Source organism: Clostridiales bacterium (assembly GCA_015243575.1).
Taxonomy (GTDB): domain Bacteria; phylum Bacillota; class Clostridia; order Peptostreptococcales; family Anaerovoracaceae; genus Anoxybacterium; species Anoxybacterium hadale.
Window position 1 is genome coordinate 3,856,538 of the sequence record CP042469.1, and the last position, 26,396, is coordinate 3,882,933.

Consider the following 26,396-nt stretch of genomic DNA (forward strand, 5'->3'; position numbering starts at 1 on the left):
GGTGAGGAAAATGGCTATTACGACAAAAGAAGGAATCTTAAAGGTTTTATCTGCATTTAATCCCTGGTGGAAAACGGCAGCAGTACATCCGAGCTTTACAAAAGAGTACAAGCGATTCGCTTATCACGAAGCAATTAAGCGACTTGACCAGGCCGATATAAGACGGATCGTAGTACTTACCGGTACCAGGCGTGTGGGAAAAACAACCATTCAATACCAGATCATAGATACTCTTTTAAAGCGTGGAGTTGATCCTCAAAAAATCGTATTTATATCAATGGATCATCCGATGCTGAAGCTAAGTGATCTGAATCAAATATTAGAGTGCTACCATGAAAATATCCATGCCAATCAGGACGCCTATTATTTCTTTGACGAAATACAATACGCGACAGATTGGGATAAATGGCTGAAAACAATCTATGATATTCAGCCTGAAACGAAGGTTGTAGCAACCGGCTCAGCAAGTCCTGCGTTAATAAAGGGAAGTACAGAAAGCGGGGCTGGCCGGTGGAGTGTAATCCAGGTTCCGACTTTATCTTTTTATGAATATTGTTCCTTGATTGGCGTGAACGATGATGTTGAACTAGACAAATCCATACGCCCCACCGCTTTGATCAGTTACACGCAACCACAGCGTTCCGAAATAATGATGAAGCTTTCCGGAATGCAAAATCATTTTAACCGATATTTGCAGGTTGGCGGTTTTCCTGAACTTGCGCTTTCATCAAACGACTTGCTGGCAGAGCAAGCAATGAGAGAAGATGTTGTTGATAAAGTTCTAAAGCGCGATTTGCCGTCGCTTTACAACATCCGCAACTCGACAGAGCTTGAAAGAATTTTCTTATACCTGTGCAATGTATCGTCCAATATTGTATCAATAGAAGCAATTGCAAAGGAACTTAACGGAGTATCTCGCCCTACTGTTGAAAATTATATCCGCTTTCTTGAGAGTGCAAATCTCATTTATCTTAGTTATCCAGTAGAGATGGGAGCTAAAAAGGTTCTTAAGGCTAGTCCTAAGATTTATATTGCCGATGCAGCAATCAGAAATGCTGTGCTAATGGATGGCGATCTCTTAACAGAACCTGATGAAATGGGGAAAATGGTGGAAACCGCGGTCTATAAGCATGTTGCTGCGTTCTATTACCAAAAGGCTACAAAGATCGGATATTACCGTGGCGGTAAAAAGAATAAAGAGATCGATATTGTAGTTGACTATCCTAATATCAAAAACATCCTGATAGAAGTTAAATATAGGGAGCAGGCCCCTATTTCAGAAAATGAAGCTATTTGTGAATTAAGTAGTGAAGCGATCGCGGCAATTGTTGTGACAAAAAGATTCGATGATTATGGGATTCATCATGTGCCTGACGGGAGCAAATTATTACGGATTCCCGCATTTGCGTTTCTTTATCTTTTGGGTCATGCGGAGAAGAATGGCTATAAAGGCGAGGAATAGTCATAAGGGCAAAATAGAAATACCGCAGGCAAACAGCATAAGAACAGCAGCAAAAGGTATGTAATGCCTCTGCTGCTGTTTTACGTTCAGCAATATGATCTTTCCTGAGGTCGGATTTATTTACATTTGGGCCTGTCAAACTCGGGATTGAATGCGTAAAAGTTTTTGGAATTCAGGTTATCCTGAACCACTCTGAGCGCTTCGCCAAACCGTTGGAAATGTACGATTTCCCGTTCTCTGAGGAACTTGATGGGATCTCTCACATCGGGATCGTCGACGAGGCGGAGGATGTTGTCGTAAGTGGTTCTGGCTTTCTGCTCTGCGGCCATATCTTCAACCAGGTCGGTGATAGCATCACCTTTTGATGCGAAGACCGTTGCGGTAAACGGCATTCCGGATGCAGCAATGGGGTAGATTCCCGCGGTATGATCTACAAAGTAGGTATCAAAACCGGAAGCTTTAATTTGCTCCATAGTCATATTTCTGGTCAGTTGATGTACAATTGCGCTTACCATTTCCAGATGAGCCAGTTCTTCTGTGCCAACATCGTTTAATACACCGATTGCCTGTTTGTAGGGCATGGTATACCTTTGAGAAAGGTAACGCATGGATGCGCCCAGCTCTCCGTCCGGTCCTCCGTACTGGGTGATAATGATCTTGGCAATGGCTGGATTTGGGCATTTAATCTTTACAGGGTACTGTAACTTTTTTTCGTAAGTCCACATATCTATGCCTCCAATTCCCAGGGCCATGGCTTATCAATCCAGGTCCATTTGTTTTTAGACATCACCGATTCTGAAGTCATGGGGCCATAGCATTGATTATACTCGGCAACTGCAGCCTCCAGCAGCTCTCTATGATGGTGATAGTAGTTTAACGCCGCCTGATCCATCGGATGGGTATCAAGATAGAGAACGGTGTCATGGACTACAAATTCAAGAATTTGTATCTTTTGAAGCAATTCACGTCTTGCATCCATATTAGCAACCTCCTCCTCCTAAAAACGGCAGATCAAGTTCCGGGAAAATAGTTCCGCGATGCCAACCTTCTGCAGGTTCATAGGTGCTGGTCCAGCGCTGCATTGGCACATAGGCCATTGCCAGGGGACACATGTCGACAGCATCACATGCCGACTGGTTGTCATAGCAATTGTTGATGGGAACTGGCATGCCCACATAAGGCTCATTCGTATTGCGCCTGCCTTGTATTTTTACATTACTCAAGGTAAAGCTCCTTTCATTATTATATTTGATATCATTTTATGACAGCCCCAAAATTGGGTGCAAAGGTTCCGGTAAAAACATTGAAAAAGAAGGGACGAAGAATGCAGAAGAAACAAAAGCGCCTGCATTGCTGCAGGCGCGAAAAAACTTGAGGTGTTTATAAAGTTATTATTTAATTGTATTTTGAAAAGATCTAATGAAGCTAAAGAGGATTAGCGGTCATTTCTCTATATACTATGTAGGCTGCCTAAAAAGTGTGATATGGCCTCAAAAATTATTTTGAGAAAAAATCCATGGCAGCGAGATAGCCCTGATGATATAAAAATTGATAGTTCGTATCTCCCACACTAATATCAAAATCGATTGGGGAGATATCTCCCGTATCAATCTGAATTGACCGATTGATATCCAGAGGATTGTGATCAAAGAGGTTCTGCTGGATTCTGAGCTGAGAAAGGTAAAGGTTCTTGATATAATCCAGCAAATTGCTGATCTCATAATATTCTGTTTTGCTCAGAAACCTTGCGCCAAGGGTGATATTGCCAAGCTCCTGACCGGGCAGTGCTTGGAACGGATCAGAATCGAATAGATTGATCGGGTAGTTCCACATGACGCCTCCATCACAGAAGACGTTGAACTTGTCAGTATCACTCATTGCTCCGCAGCCGGTTTTCACTGCTTCAAAAAATAGTGGTATGGACATGGATATCCGGACAGCTTCCGCTACTTCCATGTTTGGTGTTGTCTCATATGAAAAAATGCAGGAGGAGCGATAGGACAGATTGGTTCCGATTACATAAAGATCGAAGAAAGGCCTCTGATCCTTATGGATTGCCGGATTACGAAAATCTGTAAAGGTGTAGGGCGGGGGTTTTTTATCACAAATAAATTGAGAATTGATCTGACTCTGAATCCACTGGTAAAAATACTGGCTTGAAAACCACCCATAATTATTCATCAGCCGGTAAACACTTTCGTAGTCCCCAAACATCTTCTCCAGCTCATTATTAATGGGTTCCGGTAGTTTCATCAGGTCGGGAAATGTACTTTTTTCAGGAACCTGCCTGAAATCGAGAGAGTCTGCCATCTTCTTGAGTTCTTCGAATGGAAGATTCAGGCTGGTGAGACAGGCGGTTATGGCACCGGCAGAAGTACCTGCCGTTCGCCTTAGATTCAGAAGCAGACCGTTATCCTCCAGATACTGCAGTACCCCAAGATATGCGATTCCCAGAACGCCTCCCCCTTCAAACACCAGATTCGACGGCTTGTAAAACATTGCATCACCTCCATGGATTACGGCTTTTGATAAACTATTCATCTTAGGAAATGTTGTTCCAATCATTTCCTCGACCATATGCACACCCCATTAAATCAGCGTTTTCATAATATATTAAATTAACTCCTGCGATATGCGGAATTGACCCAGATGAAAGGATTCAGCTGCAAGAACTCAAAAGGTACAGGACGCAAAAGGAAGCTGTGGCGGCGTGAATTCAACTATGATACAATGATGGAAGTGATGTTATCGGCAACTGAAGGATAGAAGCAAGTAAGGGGGAAAACGCCATGAAAAGTATAAAACCTGGAAGAGGACCGTCAATGATGAGTGCCATCGGATCTGCCGCAGCAGCAATCTTTGGTGTCATATGGACGCTCTCTGCCATATCCATGGGGGCACCAATTTTCTTCGCATTGTTTGGTGTCGTTTTTGTTCTGATGGGGATCGGTCAGGCAGTCTATAACTATAAAAACGCCACAGGAGAGAACCGATTTTCCGAATATGATATTACCAGCAGTTCCGAAGAGCCGGATCCGCTGAACGATTACTTTGGGCGCAGCAGGCGGGACGATAGCCATATCTCTCAAAGAAAAGAGACCCCGGCAGATACGGCAGGCAGACGGTTTTGTCCCTATTGCGGTTCTGAGGCCGAACGGGAACACCTCTACTGCTCAAAATGCGGAAAGAAGCTCTCATAAAATCGATCTATATGTTTAGAATGAGCCTCCTTTAACCATACTACTAAGGAAATAATGGTAAAGGAGGAATTTTAATGTCCGAACAAATAAGACAGGGGCAAGCAGGTTTTACTGATGCAAACAAAAAAATAGATTTTTTGACGTCAGAGGCAGCATATCAGCTGGCTGATATTACAAAGACGGTTCCACAGCTGGAATCTGTTACCCCAAGGTGGCTGTCCAGAATGCTGGAATGGAAGCCGCTGGACAATGGCATCTTCCGTCTGAACAAGGTGAAAGAAGGAGATTCGCCGCTGGATATGCTGAACCAGGAGGTAGGATATCAGTTTATTCCGGAGGGGTTTGTGGACTATGAGACAAATCCAAGAGAATATGTCCTGAACTCCATCTCTGCTATTGTGAAAATCAGCACCCAGGTATCTGATATCTACAGCAAGCCCTATGACCAGAGCGAGGAGCAGCTTCGTCTTTCCGTTGAATGCCTCAGGGAGCGCCAGGAATACGAAATCATCAACAGCAGTGATTACGGGCTTTTGAAAAATGCCGCAAAATGCCAGAGAATTCAGCCAAGAAACGGTTATCCAACCCCGGATGATTTGGATGAGCTGATCACCAAGGTTTGGAAGGAGCCCTCCTTTTTCCTGGCCCACCCCAAAGCAATAGCAGCATTCGGAAGAGAATGCACAAGGAGGGGAGTTCCGCCGGCGACTGTATCACTTCATGGTTCACCTTTCATCTCTTGGAGAGGCATACCGCTGATTCCCTCCAATAAAATGCTCATAGACGGAAAGCTTGACACAGCCGATAAAACTGGAAAAACCAACATTCTTTTGATCCGAACAGGAGAAGAGAAACAGGGCGTCATCGGCCTCTATCAGGCGGGACTTCCGGGCGAGCAGTCCAAAGGGTTGTCTGTACGTTTCATGGGCATTGATAATCAGGGCATCGGCTCCTACCTGCTGTTGCTTTACAGCTCCGCCTGTATCCTTTCCAAAGATGCCGTAGGCGTCCTTGAAAACGTAGAGATCGGAAATTACTATGATTATAAGTGATTGGCAAGGGTGGGCTCTGAGTGCAATTCCGTCTCTTGCGAATCGCGGCAACGGTGAGGATTGCAATGGGGGATTTCCCGTTCACCTGATTCGGAGAGATTTTCCGATTTTGTCCGAACGCATTAATGGAAAGCAGCTTGTTTGGCTTGACAATGCGGCTACAACCCAAAAGCCACAGTGTGTCATTGACCGGCTTACGGAGTTCTACCAGCATGAAAATTCTAATGTCCACCGAGGAGCTCATACTCTTGCGGCACGTGCAACCGATGCTTATGAAGATGCCAGAAAAGCCGCTGCCCGCTTTCTACATGCAAAAGATTCCAAGGAGATCGTCTTTGTGCGTGGCGCTACGGAGGCAATTAATCTAGTAGCGCAAACCTACGGGAGCAGAGAGATCGGCTTGGGAGATGAGCTGATTGTCACCCATCTGGAACACCATGCCAATATTGTGCCCTGGCAGCAGCTTTGTGAAGAACGGGGTGCCTTTCTCCGGGTGGTGCCGGTGGATGAAACGGGACAGGTCATTTTGGAAGAATATGAGAAGCTGTTCTGCAGGAGAACCAAGCTGGTGTCGCTGACTCACGTTTCCAATGCGCTGGGTACGGTGGTTCCGGTAAAGGAAATGATTCGCATCGCCCATGCCCACGGAATTAGGGTTCTGGTTGACGGCGCGCAGGCAGTGTCCCATCTTCCTGTGGATGTGCAGGAGCTGGGTTGCGACTTCTATGCTTTCTCAGGGCATAAGATTTACGGTCCCACGGGAATTGGCGTCCTGTACGGCAAGGGAGAAATTCTCCGCCAGCTTCCTCCCTATCAGGGTGGTGGAAATATGATTGCAGATGTTACCTTTGAAAAGACCAGGTATCAGGAGGCTCCTGAGCGGTTTGAGGCAGGAACCGGCAGCATCGGAGACGCCGCTGCTCTGGGAGCCGCATTGGATTACGTAAGCAGCATCGGCATGGAGCGGATTTCCCGATATGAACATGAATTGACAGAATATGCGATGAAGCGGCTCAAAGAAGTGCAGAACCTGATTCCCATAGGCACGGCGGAGGCAAAAACCTCGATTTTATCCTTTATCATAGAAAATATTCCGGGCGAACTCGTGGGAAAGGCCCTAAACGAAGAAGGCATCGCAGTGCGGACCGGTCACCACTGTGCCCAGCCAATCTTAAGACGATTTGGATTGGAAAGTACCGTTCGGCCATCGCTTGCGTTTTATAACACAAAGGAAGAAATTGACCGACTGGTTTCTGTTTTGATTGGAATTCATCGGGCAATCACTGACGAAAGAGCGTCTGGGAGAAGCGCGCATGGAGACACATCTGGCCCAACCGCTCGTCAATTTTTTCTTGCATAATTATTTTTTTATGGTATACTAGAAAAGCATTGGATTTTGCATCAGACAAAACTATTGCTCTCTGCTCTTTCTTGAAAAGAGCCATTTAGTCCACAGGGAGGTGAAAAAAATGAACAATTATGAAGTTATGTTCATCATTGAAGCGGCTTTAGACGAAGAGAAAAAAGCAGCTACAGTTGAAATGGTGAAGGAAATCATTTCTGCCGATGGCGAAGTGGGAAAAGTAAATATCTGGGGAAACAGAAAGCTTGCGTATCCGATCAATAAGAAAAACGAAGGATACTATACAGTGATCGAATTCACAGGCAGCTCCGAACTTCCAAAAGAACTCGACAGAAGATTGAAGATTTCCGATTCGGTTATCAGACACATTATAATCAATAAAGACGAGAAATAGAAATTATTTGGAAGCAGGAGGGGTGGTAATACATTATGAATAACGTTGTATTGATTGGCAGATTGACCAAAGACCCTGAATTACGATATATTCCTGAAAGCCAAAACGCGGTTGCCACATTTACACTTGCGGTGGATCGTCCTTTCGCAAAAGACAAGCAGGCGGATTTTATACGGATTACCGTATTTGGAAAGCAGGCTGAGAATTGTGAAAAGTTTTTGGCAAAGGGAAGGCTTGCGGGCGTACAGGGAAGAATTCAGACCGGAAGCTATAAAAATAAAGAGGGCGCTACTGTATATACCACTGACGTCGTTGCGGACAGAGTTGAATTTTTAGACAGGGGCGACAAGGGTTCCGGCATGGGAGGAGAGTCCGGTTTCGGATTCGACAGACCGGAGTCCAAGGGTTTCCCAGAGATTCCGGAAGGGTTCCAAGCCCTCGAGGATGACGATGATATACCATTTTAACGAGGCGCTTGCCCCGCTAAAACGCTCATAGGAACGGAAATTTTCAGTGAAAATTTTCTGTTTATGCGTTATTAAAACAGGAGGTAAAAAGTCATGATGGACAGAAAACGTAGTGGCATGAGAAGAAGAAAAGTATGCCAGTTCTGCGCTGATAAAACAGAGACCATAGATTATAAAGAAGTAGACAAATTGAGAAAGTACGTAACTGACCGAGGTAAGATTCTTCCTAAGAGAATCACAGGAACCTGTGCAATTCATCAGAGAGAAGTTACGAAGGCAATCAAGAGAGCAAGAATTGTTGCTTTACTGCCTTATACAGCAGACTAAGCTTAAGCGTAAGAAGAGGAAGAAGCGAGCAATCGCTTCTTTTTGTTCAAGCGTACATTTTAAAAATATACAGCCGGCTATGAGTTTTATAAAGCCGAGTTTATTCATGTGAAATTTGCAAAAGGGGGATTTGAATGTACACCCTGATCACGTTACTAATCATGATAGTTATGCCGATCCCCGTCATGATGAGATATATGCTGACCGGACGGAATGCCTACCGTGGAATTCTGGAAGGTTCTATGAGTGCGATAACAGGCGTAAGCCTTTTGTTTCTGGCATTCTGGTCCATGACAGGTCTATCCTATTTACAAGCGCTGAAAAACGCTTTGAATCAAGTCAATTTTGAAAATATGCAGCTTCCCAGCTACTATGCCATGGGCATAAAGGAGCTTGAGCCGGCTTCCATGCAGCTTGCCATGGATAGGATGAAGGAGATTACTACCCTTGCAGTGCCGGGGATTATTATTGTCTTCTGCATCGTCATCGCATATCTGAATTATGCGGTAATTTCCAGGGTTCTCAGTAAGGTAGGCAAAAAGAAGGTTTCGCTGCTCCCTCCCTTCAGAACGTTTTCCCTTCCGAAAAACATCGTGCTGGGTTCACTTTTGATCTACGTGCTGTCCTATATCACAGTAAGCATGGGAATCATTACCGAGGATCTCATTATGTTCAATCTTGAGATGCTGTTTACCTTTATCTTCTCTATTCAAGGGCTTGCGGCGGTTTTCTATTTCGGATACCGAAAAAGAGTGCCGAAATTTGTCTTGCTTTTATTTTCTGTGATTTTCTTCACAACCTGGATCGGACAGACGTTTTTGTTCCTTCTTGGCCTTACCGATCTTGTGTTTGATTTGAGAAAAAGATTTTCCAAACTCGTATAAAAAAGGAACGAATCTGTGGTATAATGGACGCAAATAATGGAAGCAAAATCAGAGATTTTGCCTCGGCAGGCGTACCTTGCATCACAGGCATTCTGTATAAAATAAAAAGTGAGCGTCAACAATGACCATAAGTTAGGGAAGTACTGATTTGACGAAAGGTACCGCCTGAATTAGTCAGCGTTTTCCATGACCATTTGAAAAACAAACCGAAGGATATAGGAGTTAGAATGGGCGAGAAATCTTTTAAAGACCGCATTTCAACTTATCTGAATATAGGCGCAGGTAAAAAAACGGAGTCCATGAAGGCGTATAAGGAGCATCTGTTCCAAATCGTTGACAAGACGATGAGTTATTCCGTTTCCAATCATCCTCTGCCCTTGTGCATGATCGATGCCGACGGAAAGTTTCTTTGGTTCAACAAAAAATTTGCAGATATCTATCAGGATGCGGAACTGGTCAATGCAGGAATCTATCGAGTGACCGGGTTGAAAGCATCTGAATTTTTTACTGAAGACCCGGTGGAAAAACCCGTTATGGTGACCCACAACGGAAAGCACTATAAGGTAGTATCCTCCTATCTGGATGAGGACAAAAACAACAGTGCAGTCTTGTACTGGATCGATATGACCAACTATGAGCTGCTGAAAAATCTTTATAAGGATGAAAAGAGCTGTTACGCTTACATTATTGTTGATAATTATGATGAATTGATCGGAAGTTCTCCCGATGATAGGAAATCCATTGTGGCAGCAGAAATTGAAAAAGCCATCAGACAATGGGCAGGCAGGATCTCTGCGTCTATCACCAGATATCGAAACAGTCAATATTTTATTATATTTGAACAGAAGCATTTTGAAAGGCTGGAAGCCAGTAAGTTCTCCATCCTGGACGAGGTGAGAGAAATTGAAACCGATGCGGATTTTCCGGTTTCTCTGAGCATTGGAATCGGGGTTGGCGGTAAAACTCCCCAGCAGGGCGATGAGTATGCTGCAGCGGCCTTGGATCTGGCTTTGGGCCGGGGGGGCGATCAAGCTGTCGTTAAGAAGGTCAGCAAAATTGAATATTATGGAGGCAGACTCCAGACTGTTGAAAAACGAAATAAGGGAAAATCGAGGATCATGGCCCATGCACTGCGTCAGCTCATTGAGCAGACCAATCAGGTCATCATTATGGGGCACAGAAAGCCCGATATGGATTCCTTCGGTGCGGCTGTAGGGATCAGCAGAATTGCTAAAAATAGAAATAAACCCGCTTATATTATCATCAATTCCTATAATGAATCCCTAAATGAGATGTACAATATGGCGGTTGAAACAGGAAATTATAAGTTTATCAATAATGAAGAAGCCATGGCGCTGGCAGACAAAGAAACCCTGGTGGTGGTGGTGGACACCCATCGGCCCAGCATGGTGGAATGCCCGGACCTGCTGACAAAAACGGATAAGCTTGTAGTAATAGATCATCATAGAAAAGCAGAAGAATTTATTGATAACGCAACGCTGACGTATATGGAGGCTTATGCATCTTCCACGGCAGAGCTGATTACAGAAATCCTGCAGTACAGCAGCGGAGAGAAAAAAGAGATCGACAAATACGAGGCGGAAGCCTTGCTTGCCGGCATTTCGGTGGATACAAACCGGTTTTCCATCAAGACAGGCGTTAGAACCTTTGAAGCAGCTTCCTGGCTGCGCCGGATGGGTGCCGATACAGCCATCGTAAGGCAGTTCTTCCAAAATGACATGGATGTGCTGAAGCAGAGATCCAAAATCGTATCCAGCACAACGATGCCATTGACAGGTATTGCTATGGCTAAATGTGAGGGCAAGCACCTGGACGTTCAGGTAATCAACTCTATGGCAGCAGATGAAATGCTGAACATTAAGGGTGTAAAAGCCAGCTTTGTAGTTGGTGAAAACGAAGACGGACTGACGGTTGTCAGTGCCCGTTCTCTGGGAGATATTAACGTTCAGACCATAATGGAAAAGCTGGGAGGCGGAGGAAATCTTACAAAGGCAGGCGCGCAGATTGAAATTCCAGTGGATGAAACCCTGGATCTCATCGTAGCCCTTGTCAAGGAACTGGAGCCCAAATAGCATTGGAAAAACTCAAGAGCTTAGCCCAAGTGCACCGCCGGAAAAAGAACAAATAGGTTGGTGGGTGTGGTGAGGCCTACGCTCATGATAGGAGGTATAGAAAATGATTGTAATATTACTGAAAGATGTAAAAGGACTTGGAAAGACCGGAGAAGTGGTAAAGGTCAGCGATGGATATGCTAGAAATATGCTGATTCCCAAAGGTACTGCAACAGAAGCCACAGAAGGAAATGTAAGAAACCTTGAAAAGCAGAAAGCGATTCAGGCAGAGAATAAGAAAAAGGAACTGGCAGAAGCAAACGCCCTTGCCGACCGGATCAAAGAACTTACGGTGGTCATCAAGACCAAATCCGGGGAAGGCGGAAAGCTGTTTGGTTCGATCACTTCCAAGGATATTGCCGACGCTCTTTCCAGTCAGCATAAAATTGATATCGACAAGAGAAAATTTATACTGGATAATCCCATCAAGCATATCGGAACCTTTTCGGTAGAAATTAAGATTTACCCCGAGGTAACAGCGAAGCTGAACGTTACCGTTTCAGCATAATATCAAAAGATAAAGAAGTGCTGATTTTATGGAGTGTGCGCAGCTGGTTGAGGAAAATTAGCCGACCAGATGTGCGCACGGAACGAATCAGTGTTTCCATAGATACCCGAGAGGTTTAATATGAGCCAATATGAAAGAATTCCACCTCATAATGATGATGCGGAAAAATCGGTGCTGGGCTCCATACTGCTGGATAAGGAGGCACTTTTCGAAGTGCTGGAAATCCTGCGGCCTGAAGATTTTTATAGCGAAATGCATAAAGAAATCTACAGCGGCGTAATCGAGCTGTACCGAAAAAATCAGCCGGTGGATATTCTTACTGTTTCGGAGGAGCTGAAAAAGCGAAAATCCCTTGAAATGGTAGGCGGCCGGGCGTACATAGCACTGCTGTCCACCTTGGTTCCTTCCACCTCCAATGCAGCAGAGTATGCGAAGATCATTGGAGAGAAAGCTATCCTTCGCAGACTGATTGGAACTGCTTCCGACATTGTTGATAAATCCTATCAAGAGAAAATGGGCCCCTCCGAAGTGCTGGATTTTGCAGAGCGAGGGATTTTTGAAATTGCCCAGCAGCGCCAGTCAAAGGATTTTGCTCCGATCAAGGATGTCCTTTGGAGCAACATTGCAAGACTTGACGAACTCTCAAAATTGGATGGCAATATTACAGGCCTGACCACAGGCTTTATTGATTTGGATGCCAGAACTTCCGGACTCCAAAAATCCGACCTGATTATGCTTGCGGCAAGACCTGCTATGGGAAAGACTGCGTTTGCACTGAATATCGCCCAGCAAGCAGCGATTAAGGGTAAGGGAACGGTTCTGATCTTCAGCCTTGAAATGTCCAGGGATCAGCTGGGGCAGAGAATGCTCAGCATGGAATCCAGAATTGAAATGCAGAAACTGAAGACCGGAAGCCTTGAGAGAAAGGATTGGGATCAAATTCATATGGCGCTGGACTCGCTGTCCAAAGCCAACATTTTTATAGATGATTCACCAGGCATAACCGCCATGGAGATCAAGAATAAATGCAGGAGATTAAAGGCCGATAAGGGACTTGACCTTGTAGTAATCGACTACCTTCAGCTCATGAGCTACGAGGGCAAAACAGAAAATAGACAGCAGGAAATTTCATCGTTGTCAAGGTTCCTGAAATTGCTTGCCAGAGAGATGGACTGCCCTGTTATCGTACTTTCCCAGTTGTCCCGTGCTGTTGAGCAGAGAACGGATCACAGGCCGATTCTTTCGGACCTGCGTGAATCCGGTTCCATCGAGCAGGATGCAGATATCGTAATGTTTTTGTATCGTGACGAATACTATAATCCTGAGACGACGGATAAACCGAATATTTGCGAAGTAATTATTGCGAAACAAAGAAGCGGACCCACAGGTACCGTCGAACTCACCTGGCTCGGAAAATACACAAGGTTTGTGGATAAGAGCCGCATAAGCGAGAAGTAGCGAGAAGTAGGAGGGAATGAAATGAAAGTAAATGAATCGATGCTCCTGAATGAAATTCTTGATATGGATCCAGACATAACCGATATCTTTATTCGCCACGGATTAAACTGTCTGGGCTGCCCCGGCGCCCGCAGTGAAAATCTCAGAGAAGCTGCAGATGGTCATGGAATCAACCTGACCCAGCTGCTGAAAGATCTCAACGATTATCTGGCGGAAAAAAACGATTGAGTGTATGCCTCTTGTTAAATGAGGCTAAACTATGGAAAAAGCTTAAATGGACCTTGTCAAAGGTGGGTAATATGCAAATAAGTTCAAAGGATAAATAGAAAAGGAGTGGTAGCATGCCAGGATTAGCAATCGTAGGTTCCCAGTGGGGAGACGAAGGAAAAGGTAAGATAATAGATTATCTGGCGGAAAAGGCAGATATGGTCGTTCGAGGACAGGGAGGCAACAATGCAGGTCATACCGTTGTCATCGGGGACAAGAAATATGCGCTTCACCTAATTCCATCAGGAATCCTCAATCCCGGAGCAATAAATGTCATTGGAAATGGTGTTGTATTTGATCCCGAAGGGTTTTTCAATGAGCTCGCGGTTTTGGAAAAAGACGGAGTGGATACTTCGGGCATCTTTATCAGCGACCGTGCCCATATTGTATTTCCGTATCATAAGGTTCTGGATGGTCTGTATGAGGCGGCTAGAGGCAAGGACGACATTGGAACAACTAAAAAGGGCATTGGCCCGTGCTATATGGATAAAATTGAGAGAAGCGGCATCAGAACCTGCGATATGCTGGATGAGGAAACCTTCCGAGAGAAGCTGGCTGCTCAAATTGATCGAAAAAATGACATTATCGTGAAGCTTTTCGGCAGTACCCCCGTGGATAAGGCTGCGATGATTGAAACCTTTGTGGATTATGCCAAACGGCTGACACCATACATTAAAGATACAGGAGTCATGGTATATGAAAGCCTGGAGCAGGGCAACAAGGTTCTGTTTGAAGGCGCTCAGGGCTCTCTTCTGGACGTCGACCTGGGAACGTATCCCTACGTTACCAGCTCTCATCCCACTTCCGGTGGTTTTACGACCGGTTCGGGAATTGGTGCAGGAGCGATTCAGGAAGTTCTGGGAATTACGAAGGCATACACTACAAGAGTGGGAAAAGGTCCCTTTGTAACAGAAGAGGATAACGAAACTGGAAATAAGATCAGAGAGCTGGGCCGTGAGTATGGCGTTACCACAGGAAGACCGAGACGCTGCGGCTGGTTTGATGCGGTAGTGGTCAGGTATTCCGCTAGAATCAACGGAATGACCAGTCTTTCGCTGATGCTTCTGGATGTGCTGGGTGAGTTTGAGACCATAAAAATCTGTACCAGCTATGAGCACGACGGAGAGCAGATCCACCATTTCCCTGCAAGACTGGATCTTCTTGAAAATTGCAAACCGGTTTATCGGGAGCTGAAAGGCTGGATGAGTGATATCTCAGCCTGCAAGACCTATGAGGAACTGCCGGAAGAAGCAAAGGCATACATTCAGGCCATCGAGGAAACCACCGGAGTACCTGTAAAAATTATTTCCGTTGGACCGCGAAGGGATCAGACCATTATCAGGGAGCAGATTTTCTAAGCAAATCATGTGAATATGGATCAGTACCGGGAACCGGTTAAGGGTGTTGCCGCCATCAAGGGAAACTCAAAACCGGATATGGTACAGGTACAACGAATTGAGGGTGTCTGTTTATTAGGCACCTTCTATAATCTTTAGAGCTAGCGCTTCTGCGCAGCATGAAAAATTAAGACGAAATTTATCAAGGCGAGTGGAATGAGATATGAACTTCAAAAGAGAGATCATCAAGGACTTTTATCTGCGTGATACCTGCGTGGAAAATATTTTTATCAATGAGTACATGACACAGGCCCCTGGCGATTATGTCAAGGTTTATTTGTTTGCCATCATGTACGCTGATTTTGACTTGCAAATGAGCAATGAAACCATAGCAAAGCATCTGGGAATGGAGGATGAAGATGTTCTCAAGGCTTGGAGCTACTGGGAGAAAATGGGTGTTGTTAAAAAGCACTACGAAAAAGCAAGCGACAAGTTCCGTTACCAGGTGGAGTTTCTCAATCTCAAGGAACGGGTTTATGGGAAAAAACCCAAACTCCAGAAAACAGAGAGTAAGGTGCCGGATCGACTGAAGGAGCTCATGGCAGACGACACCATCAAGGACATGTACTCTGAAATCGAGAGAATTACAGGTAGGCTGTTCACCGGAAAAGAGCCTTCAGAGATCCTGTCCTGGATTGACGATTATAATGCCACACCGGAAATGATCGTCTATGCTTATTCTTATTGCGTGAAGAAGAAAAATCACAGCAACCATAAATATGTGGCTGCTGTTGTCAAGGAGTGGACGGCACAGGGCCTAAAGACCATCGAACAGATCGAGGACTATCTGGAAGAAACCGATAACCGTCACTATCTTTATAAAAGGGTACTGCGCGCCCTGGGCTTTCTGCGTAATGCTACGGAAGAAGAAAAGCGCGTCATGGATACCTGGTTTGACCAGATGGGCTTCAGTATCGAAAAGGTGCTGGATGCCTGCAAAAAAACAACGGGGATTTCCAACCCGAATATCAATTACATAAACAGCGTTCTCAAAGCTTGGAGCAATGGCGTGGATAAACCAACGCCGGCACATGAAGAAGGAAAAACGGGAACGGGGTCCATCTCCAAGGTGATGAAGTATTATGAGGAACTGAGAGCTTCTAATGAGTTAAAAGCAGAGGGAAGACGGGCTGAAGTTTATAGCAGAATTCCGAGAGTAAAGGAAATTGAAGAGGAGTCCAGGGAAATCGGACTTCAAATTTCCAGGGTGATGCTGTCAGGCGGAAATGATGTCAAAAATAGAATCAGAGACATGAAATATCGAGTTGACAGCCTCAACGAAGAGAAGGCTTATCTAATGACCGAAAATAACTTTAAAATTGACTATATGGATATGGTGTATCATTGCCCCCTTTGTAGGGATACCGGTACACAAGATACAGGGGATCGTTGTATTTGCTTTGCTGAGCGGCTTGCCGCTATTCAAAAAATGGATTGAAAAATACCGCGAAAAAAGGTATAATAGCGGGAGTGGAAAAAAGAGTTACGGCTGCATATGATAAGCACCCCATCGTGAGATGACCGGGAGGAAACATATGAAGAATAGCAAGAACAAGAGCGATGAAAAGAACAGTCGCTTTTGGAGCAATATCACTTCAGGACTAAAAGAGAAACTTAATATAAAAGAGAAAAGCATATCAGAAAATGAAAACAGCATTAGGGATATGGGGGATACCCGTACCCCTTTTTCGCGTCTTGATTTAACAGGACTTAACAGACAGCAGGCAAAGGAGTTGATTGAAAAGGTCATCGACGAGCGGCTGGAACAGATTTCTCAGATTGAGCTTACAGAGTTGAAAGTAGATTACAAGGAAAAAGAGCGGCAGAAAGCGAAAGCTGCTGAGCGGGTTTCGGAAAGAAGAAATCGAAGGAAGCAGAAAGCTTCTGCGTCAGACGAGACAATGCTAACAGAAGATGGAGTCTTTTCGAATTGCAAACAAATATCCGTCTTTGATATCATACAGCCGGAGTCTTTCCCAATTGAGGAAGAGAGTCATCCTCTAGAGGAGGAGAGTCTTCCCTTGGAAGGGCAGCTGTCAATTTCAGAGGTTCTTGCTGAACCCGAAGTCGGATTGCCAGAAGCGCTTTCCTGTAAATCCGAAACCGAATTGACAGAAGGATTCACCTTTGAGGCGGAAGCCGAATTGGCAGAGGCGCTTTCCCTTGAGACGGAAGTCGAATTGGCAGAAACAGCAGGTCTTGAAACAGGGGGCAAAACAACAGAAGCCCTTGGCCTTGAGGCGGAGTTGGCACCCGCTGCTTCGAGCCAAACAGAATTTGGAGAAATTATGAGTGCCCAGACAGAGGCGATTACAAACCCAGATCAAGCAACCGGAAAAAAATCAAAGAAAAAATCAAAAAAACGTAAAGAAAATCAACAAAGTTTCAATACATTACCAGTGGAAAAGGGAGACGAAGAGACCTCAAGTCTGGCCGTGGCAGCGATTACTATGGCCGCTTCTGAAGTCCTGGCGGATGCCTCTGATGAAGAAACAATGGTACCAGCTGAAATCACACCCGCAGCAGCTGATGATGAAACCATGACAACAGTCTCTGACGAAGTCATTTTGACAGCCGAAGTTGTTTCAGCTACTCCTAACGTCAATACCTCTTTCGATGAAGCCATTGACATGATCTTCGGATTTTATGAGAAAAGTAAGGTTCAGATTCTGCGGGCCGGTAGTATTGGATGCAGAGTAACAAACGATGTTATTCATAATAAAGTGATTCCCCCTGTTTTAAGGTTTTTGAGCTTCATACGGATTAAAACCACGCCGATCATGATTGGCATTGATAAAAAGCTGGGACTCACTGTAACAGGACAAAAAGCACATCGCTTCCTTTCGAAAAAGGAAGCCGTTCTATCCGATAAAATGGCGCAATTTATAGAACTGACCGATAAGGGATGCGATAAAATTGCACTGCTTCTGTATCAGATCGGTAGCGGTACGAGCAGAATCTACAATCAATCGAAGGATTTCGTAGAGACACACAAAAAGAAGTTCCTCATCGGCTTTGGATGCACGGCAGCAGCAGCAGCAGCAATTACCATCACCATTGGCAGCATGACGGCTTACGAATACGTTTATAACGGAAAGGTTCTCGGTGTTGTTAAAAATCAGGAAGATGTATATAAAACCATTGATATCATTGGGGACAAGCTGTGCTACCAATATGATGCTGAAATAACCATTAATAAAGATGAGGATATCCAATTCAACAAGATTGTGGCGTTCGGTCAGGAACTGGATGATAAAGAGGATATCTTGAACAGGCTTACCTATATGCGGGATATGAAAGCTAACGGACATGGCATTTTCGTGGACGGAAAGGTAGTTGCTGTTTTGGACAGCGAGGAAACTGCAAAAGAAATCTTGAGTGCAATTCAAGATACGTATCTGAAACAGGCGGATAATATCCAGTACAAGGAAGTGGGCTTTGCAGAGAATGTTACCATAGATGATGTAGAGACAAAGCTTGGGAACATCGATGCGAGGGATAAAGTGCTGGAGTACATGATGACCGGTGCTGTGGAAAAGAAGATCCATCAAGTGCAGCAAGGAGAGACCTTCTCGGGAATTGCAAAGACTTATGGGATTAAGCAGAGTGATCTGCAGGTGTCCAACCCGAACATCACGCCCGACAAGCTTCAAATTGGACAGGAGATCAGCCTGAACCAAATAGTACCCCTTGTGACGGTGCAGACGGTAGAAGTTGCCGAATATATTGAAACGATTCCATTTGAAATAACGTATGAGAACACGGCCAGTCTCTTCAAAAAAGAGCAGACAGTAAAGTCTAAGGGTGTGAATGGGGAAAAAGATGTTGTCGCTGAGATTGTAAGAAACAACGGCTTAGAAGTAAGCAGGAAAGAAATCAGTGCAACGATTCTCTCCGAACCGGTCTCTCAGGTGGTGCTTGTGGGTACTAAGGATCCGCCGCCGCTCATCGGAACGGGGAATCTGATCTATCCCATCCGAGGAACCCTTACTTCTAGATATGGTACAAGATGGGGAAGGCTTCATTCCGGTATTGACCTGGCAGCACCCATTGGAACAAAGATAAAAGCTTCCGATGGAGGAAAAGTAATATTTGCAGGATACAATGGTTCCTTGGGATATATGGTCAAGATCGACCACGGCGGAGGAAAAGTTACCCTGTATGGACATTGCAGCAAGCTGTTTGTGAAAGTTGGAGACAGGGTATATCAGGGCCAGCATATTGCCAATGTTGGGAATACTGGCAGAAGTACCGGCCCTCACGTACACTTTGAAGTTCATATCAACGGCAATACAAAAAATCCGTTGAATTATTTATAAGCTATGAGCGCTGGAGCATTTGTTTCCGATAAGCTCCGTTTGCTTAAAGATTTAAGAACATCCTATAATTCAGGAGACCGCGGCCTTGTGCAAAGCGGTCTTCTCTTTTTAAGGGCATGGCATCCTGAACGATAATTTGTTTGACCTGCGCCGGGGTCAAATCCGGTCGCATGGCGTAGAGGCATGCGGCAACCCCGCTAACCACCGGTGCTGCCATGGATGTGCCGGATTGAATGGCATATCCTTTTAGATTTTTCCCGTCAAGAGAGCAGATCTCCACCCCCGGAGCGACAATGTCGGGTTTCGTGTCCCCTGCCAGCGTAGGCCCGCGGCTTGAAAAATTAGCCACTTTAATGTAGCCATCATCGCTGTGTGTCAGGTCGACTGCTCCCACAGTAATTACAAGAGGGCTGGTTCCGGGAGAATTGACGGTGCATTTCCCGGGCCCGTTATTTCCTGCGGCTGTGACGACAGTATATCCGTATCTGACTGCGGCATTCGCGCCTTTGATCAGCGGATCGTCGTCGTAGGGAGACTCAACCTTGATTCCCAGGGATAGATTGATCACCCGAATGTTATAGTAATGTCCATTGTTCACGATCCATTGCAGCGCGGCTAAAATGTCTGATTCCGTTCCGTTGCCGGATTCATCCAGCGCTTTGATTGCTATAATATTGGCACAGGGGGCTGTTCCGGTAAATTTGCCGGAAGTATAGCCATTTCCTGCAATGATACCAGCGACATGTGTTCCATGGCCATCGTCATCGTAAGGACGATCCCGATTAGAAAGAAGATCCTTAAAAGCAATGATTCTGTTGCGAGGCTTGATCAGATCATAGTGGGGAGAGACACCTGTGTCGATAATCGCAACACCCACTCCTTTTCCTCTTTCCGTGCTCCCGTAAATTCGCTCAATATCCTCCTCAAAATTACCACAGGTTGCTTTAACGGATTTCGCGCTGGGGTTGATAGGCGTTTTGGATACGATGGCGTCTTCGCTGATGGAGCCGACCATGTTATGTGCTGCCAGTTTTGTAATCTTTTCTTTCGGAATTTCTACGGAAACTGCATTGATGAAGGGGAGCTCATATTTTATTTGCCCGTAATTTTCAATAATACAGTCCCTTATCTCATTGATTGTTGATTTTGAATATATAATCACCGGGGTTCGATCCCCTTTGCTCAAATACATAGTTTATCACTTCCCATGCCCCATAATATGAGACAGGGCTTGGGCATGGTGATGGAGAGGGTTGCAGTATCTTCAAGGAAAAGGGTATAATAATTTTGAAACGGAATCCCTCTTTTTTCCATAACGAGTGATTCCGGCCGGCTGAAATCCGGTAAACTTTGTAGCAAGCGGAACGATAGAGGAGGGATTCCCATTACATTACAGCAGTTAAAATACGTGATTGAGATCGTTAACAGCGGCTCTATCAATGAAGCCGCAAAACGCTTATTCATAACCCAGCCCAGTCTTTCCAGTGCAGTAAAAGAACTGGAAGCGGAGCTTGGTGTTGAGTTGTTTCTGCGATCAGCAAGAGGCATTTCTCTCACGGCAGAGGGTGTAGAATTTCTTGGTTATGCCAGACAGGTAGTGGAGCAAACATCACTGCTGGAGCAGCGGTATTTGAATCGGAAACCCTCCAGGCAGCTTTGCAGCATCTCGACCCAGCACTATGCATTTGCAGTCAATGCTTTTGTGAACATGATTAAAAAGAGTGGTGCGGATGAGTATGAGTTTACGCTGCGGGAGACGAGAACCTATGAAATCATTGAGGATGTTCGTACCATGCGAAGTGAACTGGGAATTTTGTATAAAAACCCCTTCAATGCAAAAGTAATCGATAAGCTGCTGCGGGAAAACCATCTGGATTTTCATCCGCTGTTCACGGCCAATCCTCATATTTTTATCAGCGCACAGAACCCGCTGGCGGCTAGAGAATACGTTACTTTGGAGGACCTGGAGGAGTTTCCTTATTTATCCTTTGAGCAGGGAGAATATAATTCCTTCTACTTTTCCGAGGAAATATTGAGCACCGTATTTCACAAAAAAAGTATCCATGTCAGCGACAGAGCAACGCTGTTCAATCTCCTGATTGGGCTTAACGGGTATACCATTTCCACCGGCGTGGTCAGCGCCGATCTGAACGGAGAGAATATCATCCCCGTGCGTCTTCTTGCAGACGACCAGATTCAGGTAGGTTGGATTGCCAATCATCAGCTTCAGCTTAGCAAGCAGGCCTCTGCCTATCTGGCTGAATTAAGATTCGTAATTACCGAGTATGGCCAGGAGCTGCAGGAGTAGAATGCTGGATCTGACCAGGAGCTGGAGAAGCAAACGGTCGAGCTGGCCAGCTGCTGCAGAAACAAACGATAGAGCTGGCCGGAAGATATAGGAATAATCTATAACAAGATATAAAATATAGAAGTTACCCTATAGACACACCGCCGTGTTATAGTGGCATTAGTTGATGGAGCAGAAGACGTCCTGCAAGATCAAATTCAAGGAAACGCTGATTTCTTTCACGAATAACATCAGTGTCTTCCTTAGGAAAATAATGTGACTTAATATATGGAGGGAATCATATGGGTAAGCTATTTGAAAATACAACAAAACGAGAAATTCCACCGTTCCGATTCGATGCTGTCGGAAGCTATCTTCGCCCCCAGCCGTTAAAAGAAGCCAGAGAGGCGTTTCGTAACGCAACCATTACGCTGGAAGAACTCACACAAGTGGAGGATACTGAAATTAGAAAGCTGGTGGCAAAGCAGAAGGAAATCGGCCTGGCTGCGGTAACCGACGGAGAGTTTCGACGAAGCTATTGGCATCTGGACTTTTTCTGGGGCTTTGAAGGGGTTGAACATGTTTTGATGGATCGAGGATACCTCTTCCACGGAGAAGAGACGAGAGCGGATTCAGCAAGACTAACTGGAAAAGTTCGGTTTCAAGGGCATCCCTTTCTGTCCCATTACAAATTCTTAAAAGAGGCAGCAGGTGATGATGTCCTTGCAAGGCAGACCCTTCCTGCACCGGCTCAGTTTTATGCAGAGCTGGTTAGAGATGTAAATGAAAAAGAAATCGGTAAATACTACAGCGAACGGGAGGAGCTGTATCAGGATATCTCCAAAGCCTATCGAGAAGCAATTTTGGCTTTTTATGAGCTGGGCTGCAGGAATATCCAGCTGGATGACTGCACCTGGGGCATGCTTTGCGATAAAAGCTTCTGGAAGGCGATGGCAGGAGACGGTTATGATATCAATGAGCTTCAGGAGCTCTACCTGCGATTGAATAACGACGCAATTACGGATCTTCCTGAAGACCTGACGGTAACGACCCATATCTGCAGAGGAAATTATCACTCCACCTGGGCGACCACCGGCGGGTATGATCCAGTTGCAGAGACATTGTTTGGCAGAGAGAATGTTTCCGCATACTACCTGGAGTATGATACGGAGCGGGCGGGAGATTTCACACCACTAAAGTCGGTTTCCGGAAATAAGTTGGTTGTTTTGGGTCTTGTTACCAGCAAGTCAGGGAAGCTGGAAAAGAAAGAGGATATCATAGGCAGGATTAAAGAAGCTTCAAGGTATATCCCAGCAGATCAGTTGTGCTTGAGCCCGCAGTGCGGGTTTGCTTCTACAGAAGAGGGCAATATTTTGACTGAGGAAGAACAGTGGAGGAAGCTGGAGTTCATTAAAGAGATTGCCGAGGAAGTGTGGGGCGTATAAGCTGCGGCAACTTTGGGGTCGTATCACTGCAGCGACTTTGAACGAATCAATCGCAGGAAGCTGTGGAGTATAAAAAACGGAACCCCGCAAAGCGAGAAAAAACTAGGAGGAAAGATTGCAATGGAAGAGAATCGTATCCAGAAAAACATGCAGCGGCAGGAAGCAATTGCTGCCCGTAAGGCGCTCGACCCGGAGATTCGAAAGAGGTTCAGTCAGGTCATTTCAGAAAAGCTCATTGCGGAGCCAGCTTTTGCAAAGGCAGGAACGATTCTCTCCTACCAGGCCTTCGGAGAAGAGGCAGATCCCCGGCAGATAGACGCTGATGCTGTCAAAGCGGGGAAGAGGGTTGCTTATCCCCTCTGCTATGAGAAGGGGATCATGGCTGCGGCAATTCCCACGGTGGAAGATGGCTGGGAAGAAGGAAGGTATGGGATCAAAACACCGGTGGAATCCAAATCCCTAATCTTAAACCCTCTTGAAATTGATCTGATCGTTGTTCCTTGCGTTGCTTATGAGGGAAGTAAAAAAATGAGAATTGGCTGGGGTGCAGGATACTATGATCGCTATCTTCCTCAGTGCAAAAATGCGGTAACCATTGCGATTGGTTTCGAGGCCCAGCATATAAAAGACCTTACCTGCGACCCATGGGATATTCCCCTCGATGTGGTTATTACAGAAGCCAGGAGATACTGAATCAGGTCGGGACAAAGCTGCTGAGCTGATTGCTCAGATGAGAGGAAGGTATGGGCTGCAGCCGGATTGGTGAGGTAGCCTTTTGTAAGCCTTGAATGCCCAAAAATGATCCGTTATAAATTTATGGATTGACATTCCATCAGCGTGGTGATACGATCATGTCGAACCATATTTTGCAGGGATGTTATGCCTTATTTATGGTTCGAAGGAACAATTGAATAAGAGGCTTGATGTTCTGCTGATGAGAAATGATCAGCAGCTAAGAGGGAAGCAGGTGTAAGTCCTGCGCGGTCCCGCCGCTGTAAGCGTGTAGTCTGTTCGTAGCCACTGGGCATGTGCCCGGGAAGGAGAACCGATGTCAATGCGTGTAGCCAGAAGACCTGCATGAAGCTGATTAGGGGCACACCACGGGTAATTGGTTATCGTGTCTGGAGTACTGAAAGAATCATCTGCATATCACAGAAAATACGGCTGTGGCTTTTTGCCACAGCTTTTTTGACTTTCTGGGAGAGCGGTTTTTTCTATACGGTCACAACAGAGAACGGGCTGCGGCGGTTTGCTGCGGCCCGTATTTCACGTAATTGCTTTTTCTGAGGGTTCCCCTATCTGCAAAAAGAATCAGGAGGAAGCGATGTATGAAAATATTTGATAATAAGATTTATGGGCAAAAGGATGGCTGCTTTTGTTTTGACGGGCAAAACCTAACGGAGCTGGCCGATACCTACGGAACACCGCTGTACATATTTTCGGAGCGGGAGCTGAAGCGGAATGTTCAGGAGATCAATGAACAATTTGGACGCTTTCGGGAGAAGGTTTCCATACACTACGCGGCGAAATGCGAATCAACCGTTGCAGTTCTTCAAATCGTTCGAAAGGCGGGAGGCAGTCTGGAGGTCAATTCAGGAGGAGAGCTCTTCAAAGGTCTTTACTCCGGATTCAAAGGCAATCAGATTGTCTTTAACGGAGTGAGTAAATCGGAGGATGAGATTGAGATGGCCATCATCAATAATATCAAATCTATCAACGTTGATTCTCTGTATGAATTGAAACGAATCCTGAGGGTAGCCGGTAGATTAAAGAAAAAGGCAAAGATCTGTCTGCGTATCGTCCCGGAAGTTTCCACCGGCGTGGTAAAGGGCAATGAGACTGGAACCCATGAATCGAAATTTGGCATCACGCTTGATGAGGTGGAAAGAGCAGTCCGGCTGGCGTTGGAAAACCAAAGTCTGGTGATACTCAGGGGGTACCATTTTCATATTGGGACACAGACCTACGATCTGAAATCCTTTGTCGAGGCCCTTCGCACAATGCTTCAGATGGCAGCAAGGATATACAAATCCACAGGCTTCCGACCGGACCTGCTGAATATCGGAGGCGGGCTGCCGGTTCCCCATTATATCGATCCTACAGCAAGTCAGTATATGCCCAGAAATATCTATGCCATGCTGAAAAGTGAGCTTTCCATCGAACAAATCGCAAAAGAAATTTGCGGAGAACTAGCAGAAGAGAAGGTTCAGCATTGGGCCGGAGTGGAGTGTGGGGCACTGTTTCGCGATACTGAGCTGCTCCTTGAGCCAGGCCGGAAAATTTCCGCTTCTGCGGGAGTTCTTCTTTCACGGATCGAAAATGAAAAGGAGCGGAGAGAGCTTGACGAAAGCTGGCTGATGATTGATGCCGGATTCAATACCTTGATGGAAGTGAAGACCTATTCCTGGTATTACCATATGGTTTGTGCAAATAAGATGAATGAGCTTCCCACCAAGCCGTTCAAGGTTGCCGGTCCGTGCTGCGATTCGGGTGACGTGTATTTCGATATTGATTATCATAAAAGCCTGCCCGATTATCGGGTCTTCCCAGAGTCCACAGAACCGGGAGACTTAATTGCCATGCTCAATGTGGGTGCTTATGGTACTCCAAACATGTCCAATTATAACGGACGCCCTAAGGCAGGTGTTCTGCTGATTCGGGAAAATGGTGATGTCATCGTAATAAAGCCTGCTCAAAAGTATGGTGATCTTGTAAGTGATGAAATAAAACTATAGGGCGAGGAGGCTGGAGAAATGTATCAGTTGGAAGTATTCCAGAATAGAACGACAGTAAAAGAGTACATCCGAGATTATACTAAGGGAGAGGGATTCTTAGAGTTTTGTGAAAAAAACACCGGATATGGGCAAATCTGGTCTTGTCCGCTTTATGATTTCAATCCCTCTGCTTATGGAAAAAAATATAAATACCTTTACCTCTTTGGGAAGCGAGTGATCTTTGAACCTGCAGAACAGAATGATAAAGAATGGAAAAAAGCAAGAGCCGTCGACAGAGAACAGGAAAGAGCAAAGAAAAAGGAAAAAGAAAAATATATCAGTGAGGTTTGTCTGATGGAAAAGAATCTTCTGGTGGAACAAATTCATGGGCTGGAGAAAAAATACCCGGGCAGCATCACTCTTCCTGCAGGAAGCTGCCATGTCTGCAGCAGATGCAGCCGTACCGAAGGGGCGGGATGTCGATACTCCGACGAAATTCGCTTTTTTATTGAATCGCTGGGGGGCAGCATCGGCGGAACCGCCGGGGAGCTTTTAGGCATTGAGCTTCAGTGGATGAAACAACAGCCGCCGGGATATTATACCTTGATAGAAGGACTCTTTTCAGACGACCCAAGTGTGGAGATATAAAAAAAGTGAAAAAGACGGATCGAACGCGTACCAGCAATCTTTCTATAGAATTAAAAAGGATGAGAATATGAA

25 protein-coding genes and 1 riboswitch are annotated in these 26,396 nt (G+C 45.4%); of the genes, 20 read left to right on the top strand and 5 right to left on the bottom strand.

Features of this window, described 5'->3' with window-relative positions; genetic code table 11:
• Window positions 1–10: 10 nt before the first annotated feature.
• Window positions 11–1,462 carry an ATP-binding protein gene (locus tag FRZ06_16915; protein QOX64907.1) on the top strand — a complete coding sequence of 484 codons (1,452 nt, stop codon included), beginning with the start codon at window positions 11–13 and terminating at the stop codon, window positions 1,460–1,462.
• Between the two features lie 116 nt (window positions 1,463–1,578).
• Here the strand turns inward: FRZ06_16915 and FRZ06_16920 are convergent, their stop codons facing one another.
• The 4 genes from FRZ06_16920 to FRZ06_16935 all read right to left on the bottom strand — a co-directional run bounded on the left by FRZ06_16920 (window position 1,579) and on the right by FRZ06_16935 (window position 3,961).
• The gene (locus FRZ06_16920) at window positions 1,579–2,187 is read right to left on the bottom strand and encodes a manganese catalase family protein (GenBank protein QOX64908.1); all 609 of its coding nucleotides are present in this window, start codon (window positions 2,185–2,187) and stop codon (window positions 1,579–1,581) included.
• Window positions 2,188–2,189: 2 nt separating this feature from the next.
• Window positions 2,190–2,441, bottom strand: a complete 252-nt coding sequence (locus tag FRZ06_16925; protein ID QOX64909.1) for a spore coat protein CotJB — start codon at window positions 2,439–2,441, stop codon at window positions 2,190–2,192.
• A 1-nt stretch (window position 2,442) separates the two neighbouring features.
• Complete coding sequence (locus FRZ06_16930) at window positions 2,443–2,631, bottom strand: spore coat associated protein CotJA (protein QOX65988.1); 189 nt, start codon at window positions 2,629–2,631, stop codon at window positions 2,443–2,445.
• Window positions 2,632–2,959: 328 nt separating this feature from the next.
• Window positions 2,960–3,961 carry a patatin-like phospholipase family protein gene (locus FRZ06_16935; protein ID QOX65989.1) on the bottom strand — a complete coding sequence of 334 codons (1,002 nt, stop codon included), beginning with the start codon at window positions 3,959–3,961 and terminating at the stop codon, window positions 2,960–2,962.
• A 290-nt stretch (window positions 3,962–4,251) separates the two neighbouring features.
• Here FRZ06_16935 and FRZ06_16940 point away from each other — a divergent pair, with 290 nt between their 5' ends.
• The 14 genes from FRZ06_16940 to FRZ06_17005 all read left to right on the top strand — a co-directional run bounded on the left by FRZ06_16940 (window position 4,252) and on the right by FRZ06_17005 (window position 19,230).
• On the top strand, window positions 4,252–4,662 hold the full coding sequence (locus FRZ06_16940; protein QOX64910.1) for a zinc ribbon domain-containing protein: 411 nt from the start codon (window positions 4,252–4,254) through the stop codon (window positions 4,660–4,662).
• 74 nt (window positions 4,663–4,736) lie between these two features.
• Window positions 4,737–5,714: a hypothetical protein gene (locus FRZ06_16945; protein ID QOX64911.1), complete on the top strand. Its 978-nt coding sequence runs from the start codon at window positions 4,737–4,739 to the stop codon at window positions 5,712–5,714.
• Window positions 5,701–7,074, top strand: coding sequence for a cysteine desulfurase (locus tag FRZ06_16950; protein ID QOX64912.1), 1,374 nt, complete (start codon window positions 5,701–5,703; stop codon window positions 7,072–7,074). The genes FRZ06_16945 and FRZ06_16950 overlap by 14 nt, the downstream gene beginning before the upstream one ends.
• A 109-nt stretch (window positions 7,075–7,183) precedes the next feature.
• Window positions 7,184–7,471, top strand: coding sequence for a 30S ribosomal protein S6 (locus FRZ06_16955; GenBank protein QOX64913.1), 288 nt, complete (start codon window positions 7,184–7,186; stop codon window positions 7,469–7,471).
• A gap of 35 nt (window positions 7,472–7,506) precedes the next feature.
• A complete protein-coding gene (locus FRZ06_16960) occupies window positions 7,507–7,938 on the top strand; it encodes a single-stranded DNA-binding protein (GenBank protein QOX64914.1) in 432 nt (143 codons plus the stop codon).
• A gap of 93 nt (window positions 7,939–8,031) precedes the next feature.
• The gene (gene rpsR / locus FRZ06_16965) at window positions 8,032–8,265 is read left to right on the top strand and encodes a 30S ribosomal protein S18 (protein ID QOX64915.1); all 234 of its coding nucleotides are present in this window, start codon (window positions 8,032–8,034) and stop codon (window positions 8,263–8,265) included.
• Window positions 8,266–8,399: 134 nt separating this feature from the next.
• Entirely contained in the window at window positions 8,400–9,149 is a 750-nt protein-coding gene (locus FRZ06_16970; protein QOX64916.1) for a DUF2232 domain-containing protein, read from the top strand.
• 227 nt (window positions 9,150–9,376) lie between these two features.
• Window positions 9,377–11,242 carry a DHH family phosphoesterase gene (locus FRZ06_16975; protein QOX64917.1) on the top strand — a complete coding sequence of 622 codons (1,866 nt, stop codon included), beginning with the start codon at window positions 9,377–9,379 and terminating at the stop codon, window positions 11,240–11,242.
• 103 nt (window positions 11,243–11,345) lie between these two features.
• Window positions 11,346–11,789: a 50S ribosomal protein L9 gene (locus FRZ06_16980; GenBank protein QOX64918.1), complete on the top strand. Its 444-nt coding sequence runs from the start codon at window positions 11,346–11,348 to the stop codon at window positions 11,787–11,789.
• Between the two features lie 120 nt (window positions 11,790–11,909).
• Window positions 11,910–13,247 (top strand): replicative DNA helicase, encoded by a 1,338-nt coding sequence (gene dnaB / locus FRZ06_16985; protein QOX64919.1) that lies wholly within the window; start codon window positions 11,910–11,912, stop codon window positions 13,245–13,247.
• Between the two features lie 21 nt (window positions 13,248–13,268).
• On the top strand, window positions 13,269–13,475 hold the full coding sequence (locus FRZ06_16990) for a DUF1858 domain-containing protein (protein ID QOX64920.1): 207 nt from the start codon (window positions 13,269–13,271) through the stop codon (window positions 13,473–13,475).
• A 113-nt stretch (window positions 13,476–13,588) separates the two neighbouring features.
• A complete protein-coding gene (locus tag FRZ06_16995) occupies window positions 13,589–14,872 on the top strand; it encodes an adenylosuccinate synthase (GenBank protein ID QOX64921.1) in 1,284 nt (427 codons plus the stop codon).
• Between the two features lie 202 nt (window positions 14,873–15,074).
• The gene (locus FRZ06_17000) at window positions 15,075–16,349 is read left to right on the top strand and encodes a DnaD domain protein (protein QOX64922.1); all 1,275 of its coding nucleotides are present in this window, start codon (window positions 15,075–15,077) and stop codon (window positions 16,347–16,349) included.
• 79 nt (window positions 16,350–16,428) lie between these two features.
• Window positions 16,429–19,230 carry a peptidoglycan DD-metalloendopeptidase family protein gene (locus tag FRZ06_17005; protein QOX64923.1) on the top strand — a complete coding sequence of 934 codons (2,802 nt, stop codon included), beginning with the start codon at window positions 16,429–16,431 and terminating at the stop codon, window positions 19,228–19,230.
• 43 nt (window positions 19,231–19,273) lie between these two features.
• On the opposite strand, the gene FRZ06_17010 is transcribed toward FRZ06_17005, so the two are convergent.
• On the bottom strand, window positions 19,274–20,422 hold the full coding sequence (locus FRZ06_17010) for a S8 family peptidase (protein ID QOX64924.1): 1,149 nt from the start codon (window positions 20,420–20,422) through the stop codon (window positions 19,274–19,276).
• A gap of 192 nt (window positions 20,423–20,614) precedes the next feature.
• Here FRZ06_17010 and FRZ06_17015 point away from each other — a divergent pair, with 192 nt between their 5' ends.
• The 5 genes from FRZ06_17015 (at window position 20,615) to FRZ06_17035 (ending at window position 26,324) form a co-directional block, all read left to right on the top strand.
• A complete protein-coding gene (locus FRZ06_17015) occupies window positions 20,615–21,538 on the top strand; it encodes a LysR family transcriptional regulator (protein QOX64925.1) in 924 nt (307 codons plus the stop codon).
• Window positions 21,539–21,819: 281 nt separating this feature from the next.
• Window positions 21,820–22,962: a 5-methyltetrahydropteroyltriglutamate--homocysteine S-methyltransferase gene (locus FRZ06_17020; GenBank protein ID QOX64926.1), complete on the top strand. Its 1,143-nt coding sequence runs from the start codon at window positions 21,820–21,822 to the stop codon at window positions 22,960–22,962.
• A 120-nt stretch (window positions 22,963–23,082) separates the two neighbouring features.
• On the top strand, window positions 23,083–23,655 hold the full coding sequence (locus FRZ06_17025) for a 5-formyltetrahydrofolate cyclo-ligase (protein ID QOX64927.1): 573 nt from the start codon (window positions 23,083–23,085) through the stop codon (window positions 23,653–23,655).
• A gap of 213 nt (window positions 23,656–23,868) precedes the next feature.
• Window positions 23,869–24,058, top strand: a riboswitch (cobalamin riboswitch).
• 232 nt (window positions 24,059–24,290) lie between these two features.
• On the top strand, window positions 24,291–25,697 hold the full coding sequence (gene lysA, locus FRZ06_17030) for a diaminopimelate decarboxylase (protein ID QOX64928.1): 1,407 nt from the start codon (window positions 24,291–24,293) through the stop codon (window positions 25,695–25,697).
• 18 nt (window positions 25,698–25,715) lie between these two features.
• Complete coding sequence (locus FRZ06_17035; GenBank protein ID QOX64929.1) at window positions 25,716–26,324, top strand: hypothetical protein; 609 nt, start codon at window positions 25,716–25,718, stop codon at window positions 26,322–26,324.
• Window positions 26,325–26,396 lie beyond the last annotated feature (72 nt).

Coding starts and splice junctions, on each gene's coding strand:
- FRZ06_17020 (QOX64926.1), top strand. CDS start 21,820: ATGGGTAAGCTATTTGAAAATACAACAAAACGAGAAATTCCACCGTTC.
- FRZ06_16975 (QOX64917.1), top strand. CDS start 9,377: ATGGGCGAGAAATCTTTTAAAGACCGCATTTCAACTTATCTGAATATA.
- FRZ06_16970 (QOX64916.1), top strand. CDS start 8,400: ATGTACACCCTGATCACGTTACTAATCATGATAGTTATGCCGATCCCC.
- FRZ06_17010 (QOX64924.1), bottom strand. CDS start 20,422: ATGTATTTGAGCAAAGGGGATCGAACCCCGGTGATTATATATTCAAAA.
- FRZ06_16995 (QOX64921.1), top strand. CDS start 13,589: ATGCCAGGATTAGCAATCGTAGGTTCCCAGTGGGGAGACGAAGGAAAA.
- FRZ06_16960 (QOX64914.1), top strand. CDS start 7,507: ATGAATAACGTTGTATTGATTGGCAGATTGACCAAAGACCCTGAATTA.
- FRZ06_16920 (QOX64908.1), bottom strand. CDS start 2,187: ATGTGGACTTACGAAAAAAAGTTACAGTACCCTGTAAAGATTAAATGC.
- lysA (QOX64928.1), top strand. CDS start 24,291: ATGAAAATATTTGATAATAAGATTTATGGGCAAAAGGATGGCTGCTTT.
- FRZ06_16925 (QOX64909.1), bottom strand. CDS start 2,441: ATGGATGCAAGACGTGAATTGCTTCAAAAGATACAAATTCTTGAATTT.
- dnaB (QOX64919.1), top strand. CDS start 11,910: ATGAGCCAATATGAAAGAATTCCACCTCATAATGATGATGCGGAAAAA.
- rpsR (QOX64915.1), top strand. CDS start 8,032: ATGATGGACAGAAAACGTAGTGGCATGAGAAGAAGAAAAGTATGCCAG.
- FRZ06_16955 (QOX64913.1), top strand. CDS start 7,184: ATGAACAATTATGAAGTTATGTTCATCATTGAAGCGGCTTTAGACGAA.
- FRZ06_16990 (QOX64920.1), top strand. CDS start 13,269: ATGAAAGTAAATGAATCGATGCTCCTGAATGAAATTCTTGATATGGAT.
- FRZ06_17005 (QOX64923.1), top strand. CDS start 16,429: ATGACCGGGAGGAAACATATGAAGAATAGCAAGAACAAGAGCGATGAA.
- FRZ06_16950 (QOX64912.1), top strand. CDS start 5,701: ATGATTATAAGTGATTGGCAAGGGTGGGCTCTGAGTGCAATTCCGTCT.
- FRZ06_16915 (QOX64907.1), top strand. CDS start 11: ATGGCTATTACGACAAAAGAAGGAATCTTAAAGGTTTTATCTGCATTT.
- FRZ06_17000 (QOX64922.1), top strand. CDS start 15,075: ATGAACTTCAAAAGAGAGATCATCAAGGACTTTTATCTGCGTGATACC.
- FRZ06_17035 (QOX64929.1), top strand. CDS start 25,716: ATGTATCAGTTGGAAGTATTCCAGAATAGAACGACAGTAAAAGAGTAC.
- FRZ06_16935 (QOX65989.1), bottom strand. CDS start 3,961: ATGTTTTACAAGCCGTCGAATCTGGTGTTTGAAGGGGGAGGCGTTCTG.
- FRZ06_17025 (QOX64927.1), top strand. CDS start 23,083: ATGGAAGAGAATCGTATCCAGAAAAACATGCAGCGGCAGGAAGCAATT.
- FRZ06_16980 (QOX64918.1), top strand. CDS start 11,346: ATGATTGTAATATTACTGAAAGATGTAAAAGGACTTGGAAAGACCGGA.
- FRZ06_16940 (QOX64910.1), top strand. CDS start 4,252: ATGAAAAGTATAAAACCTGGAAGAGGACCGTCAATGATGAGTGCCATC.
- FRZ06_16945 (QOX64911.1), top strand. CDS start 4,737: ATGTCCGAACAAATAAGACAGGGGCAAGCAGGTTTTACTGATGCAAAC.
- FRZ06_16930 (QOX65988.1), bottom strand. CDS start 2,631: ATGCCAGTTCCCATCAACAATTGCTATGACAACCAGTCGGCATGTGAT.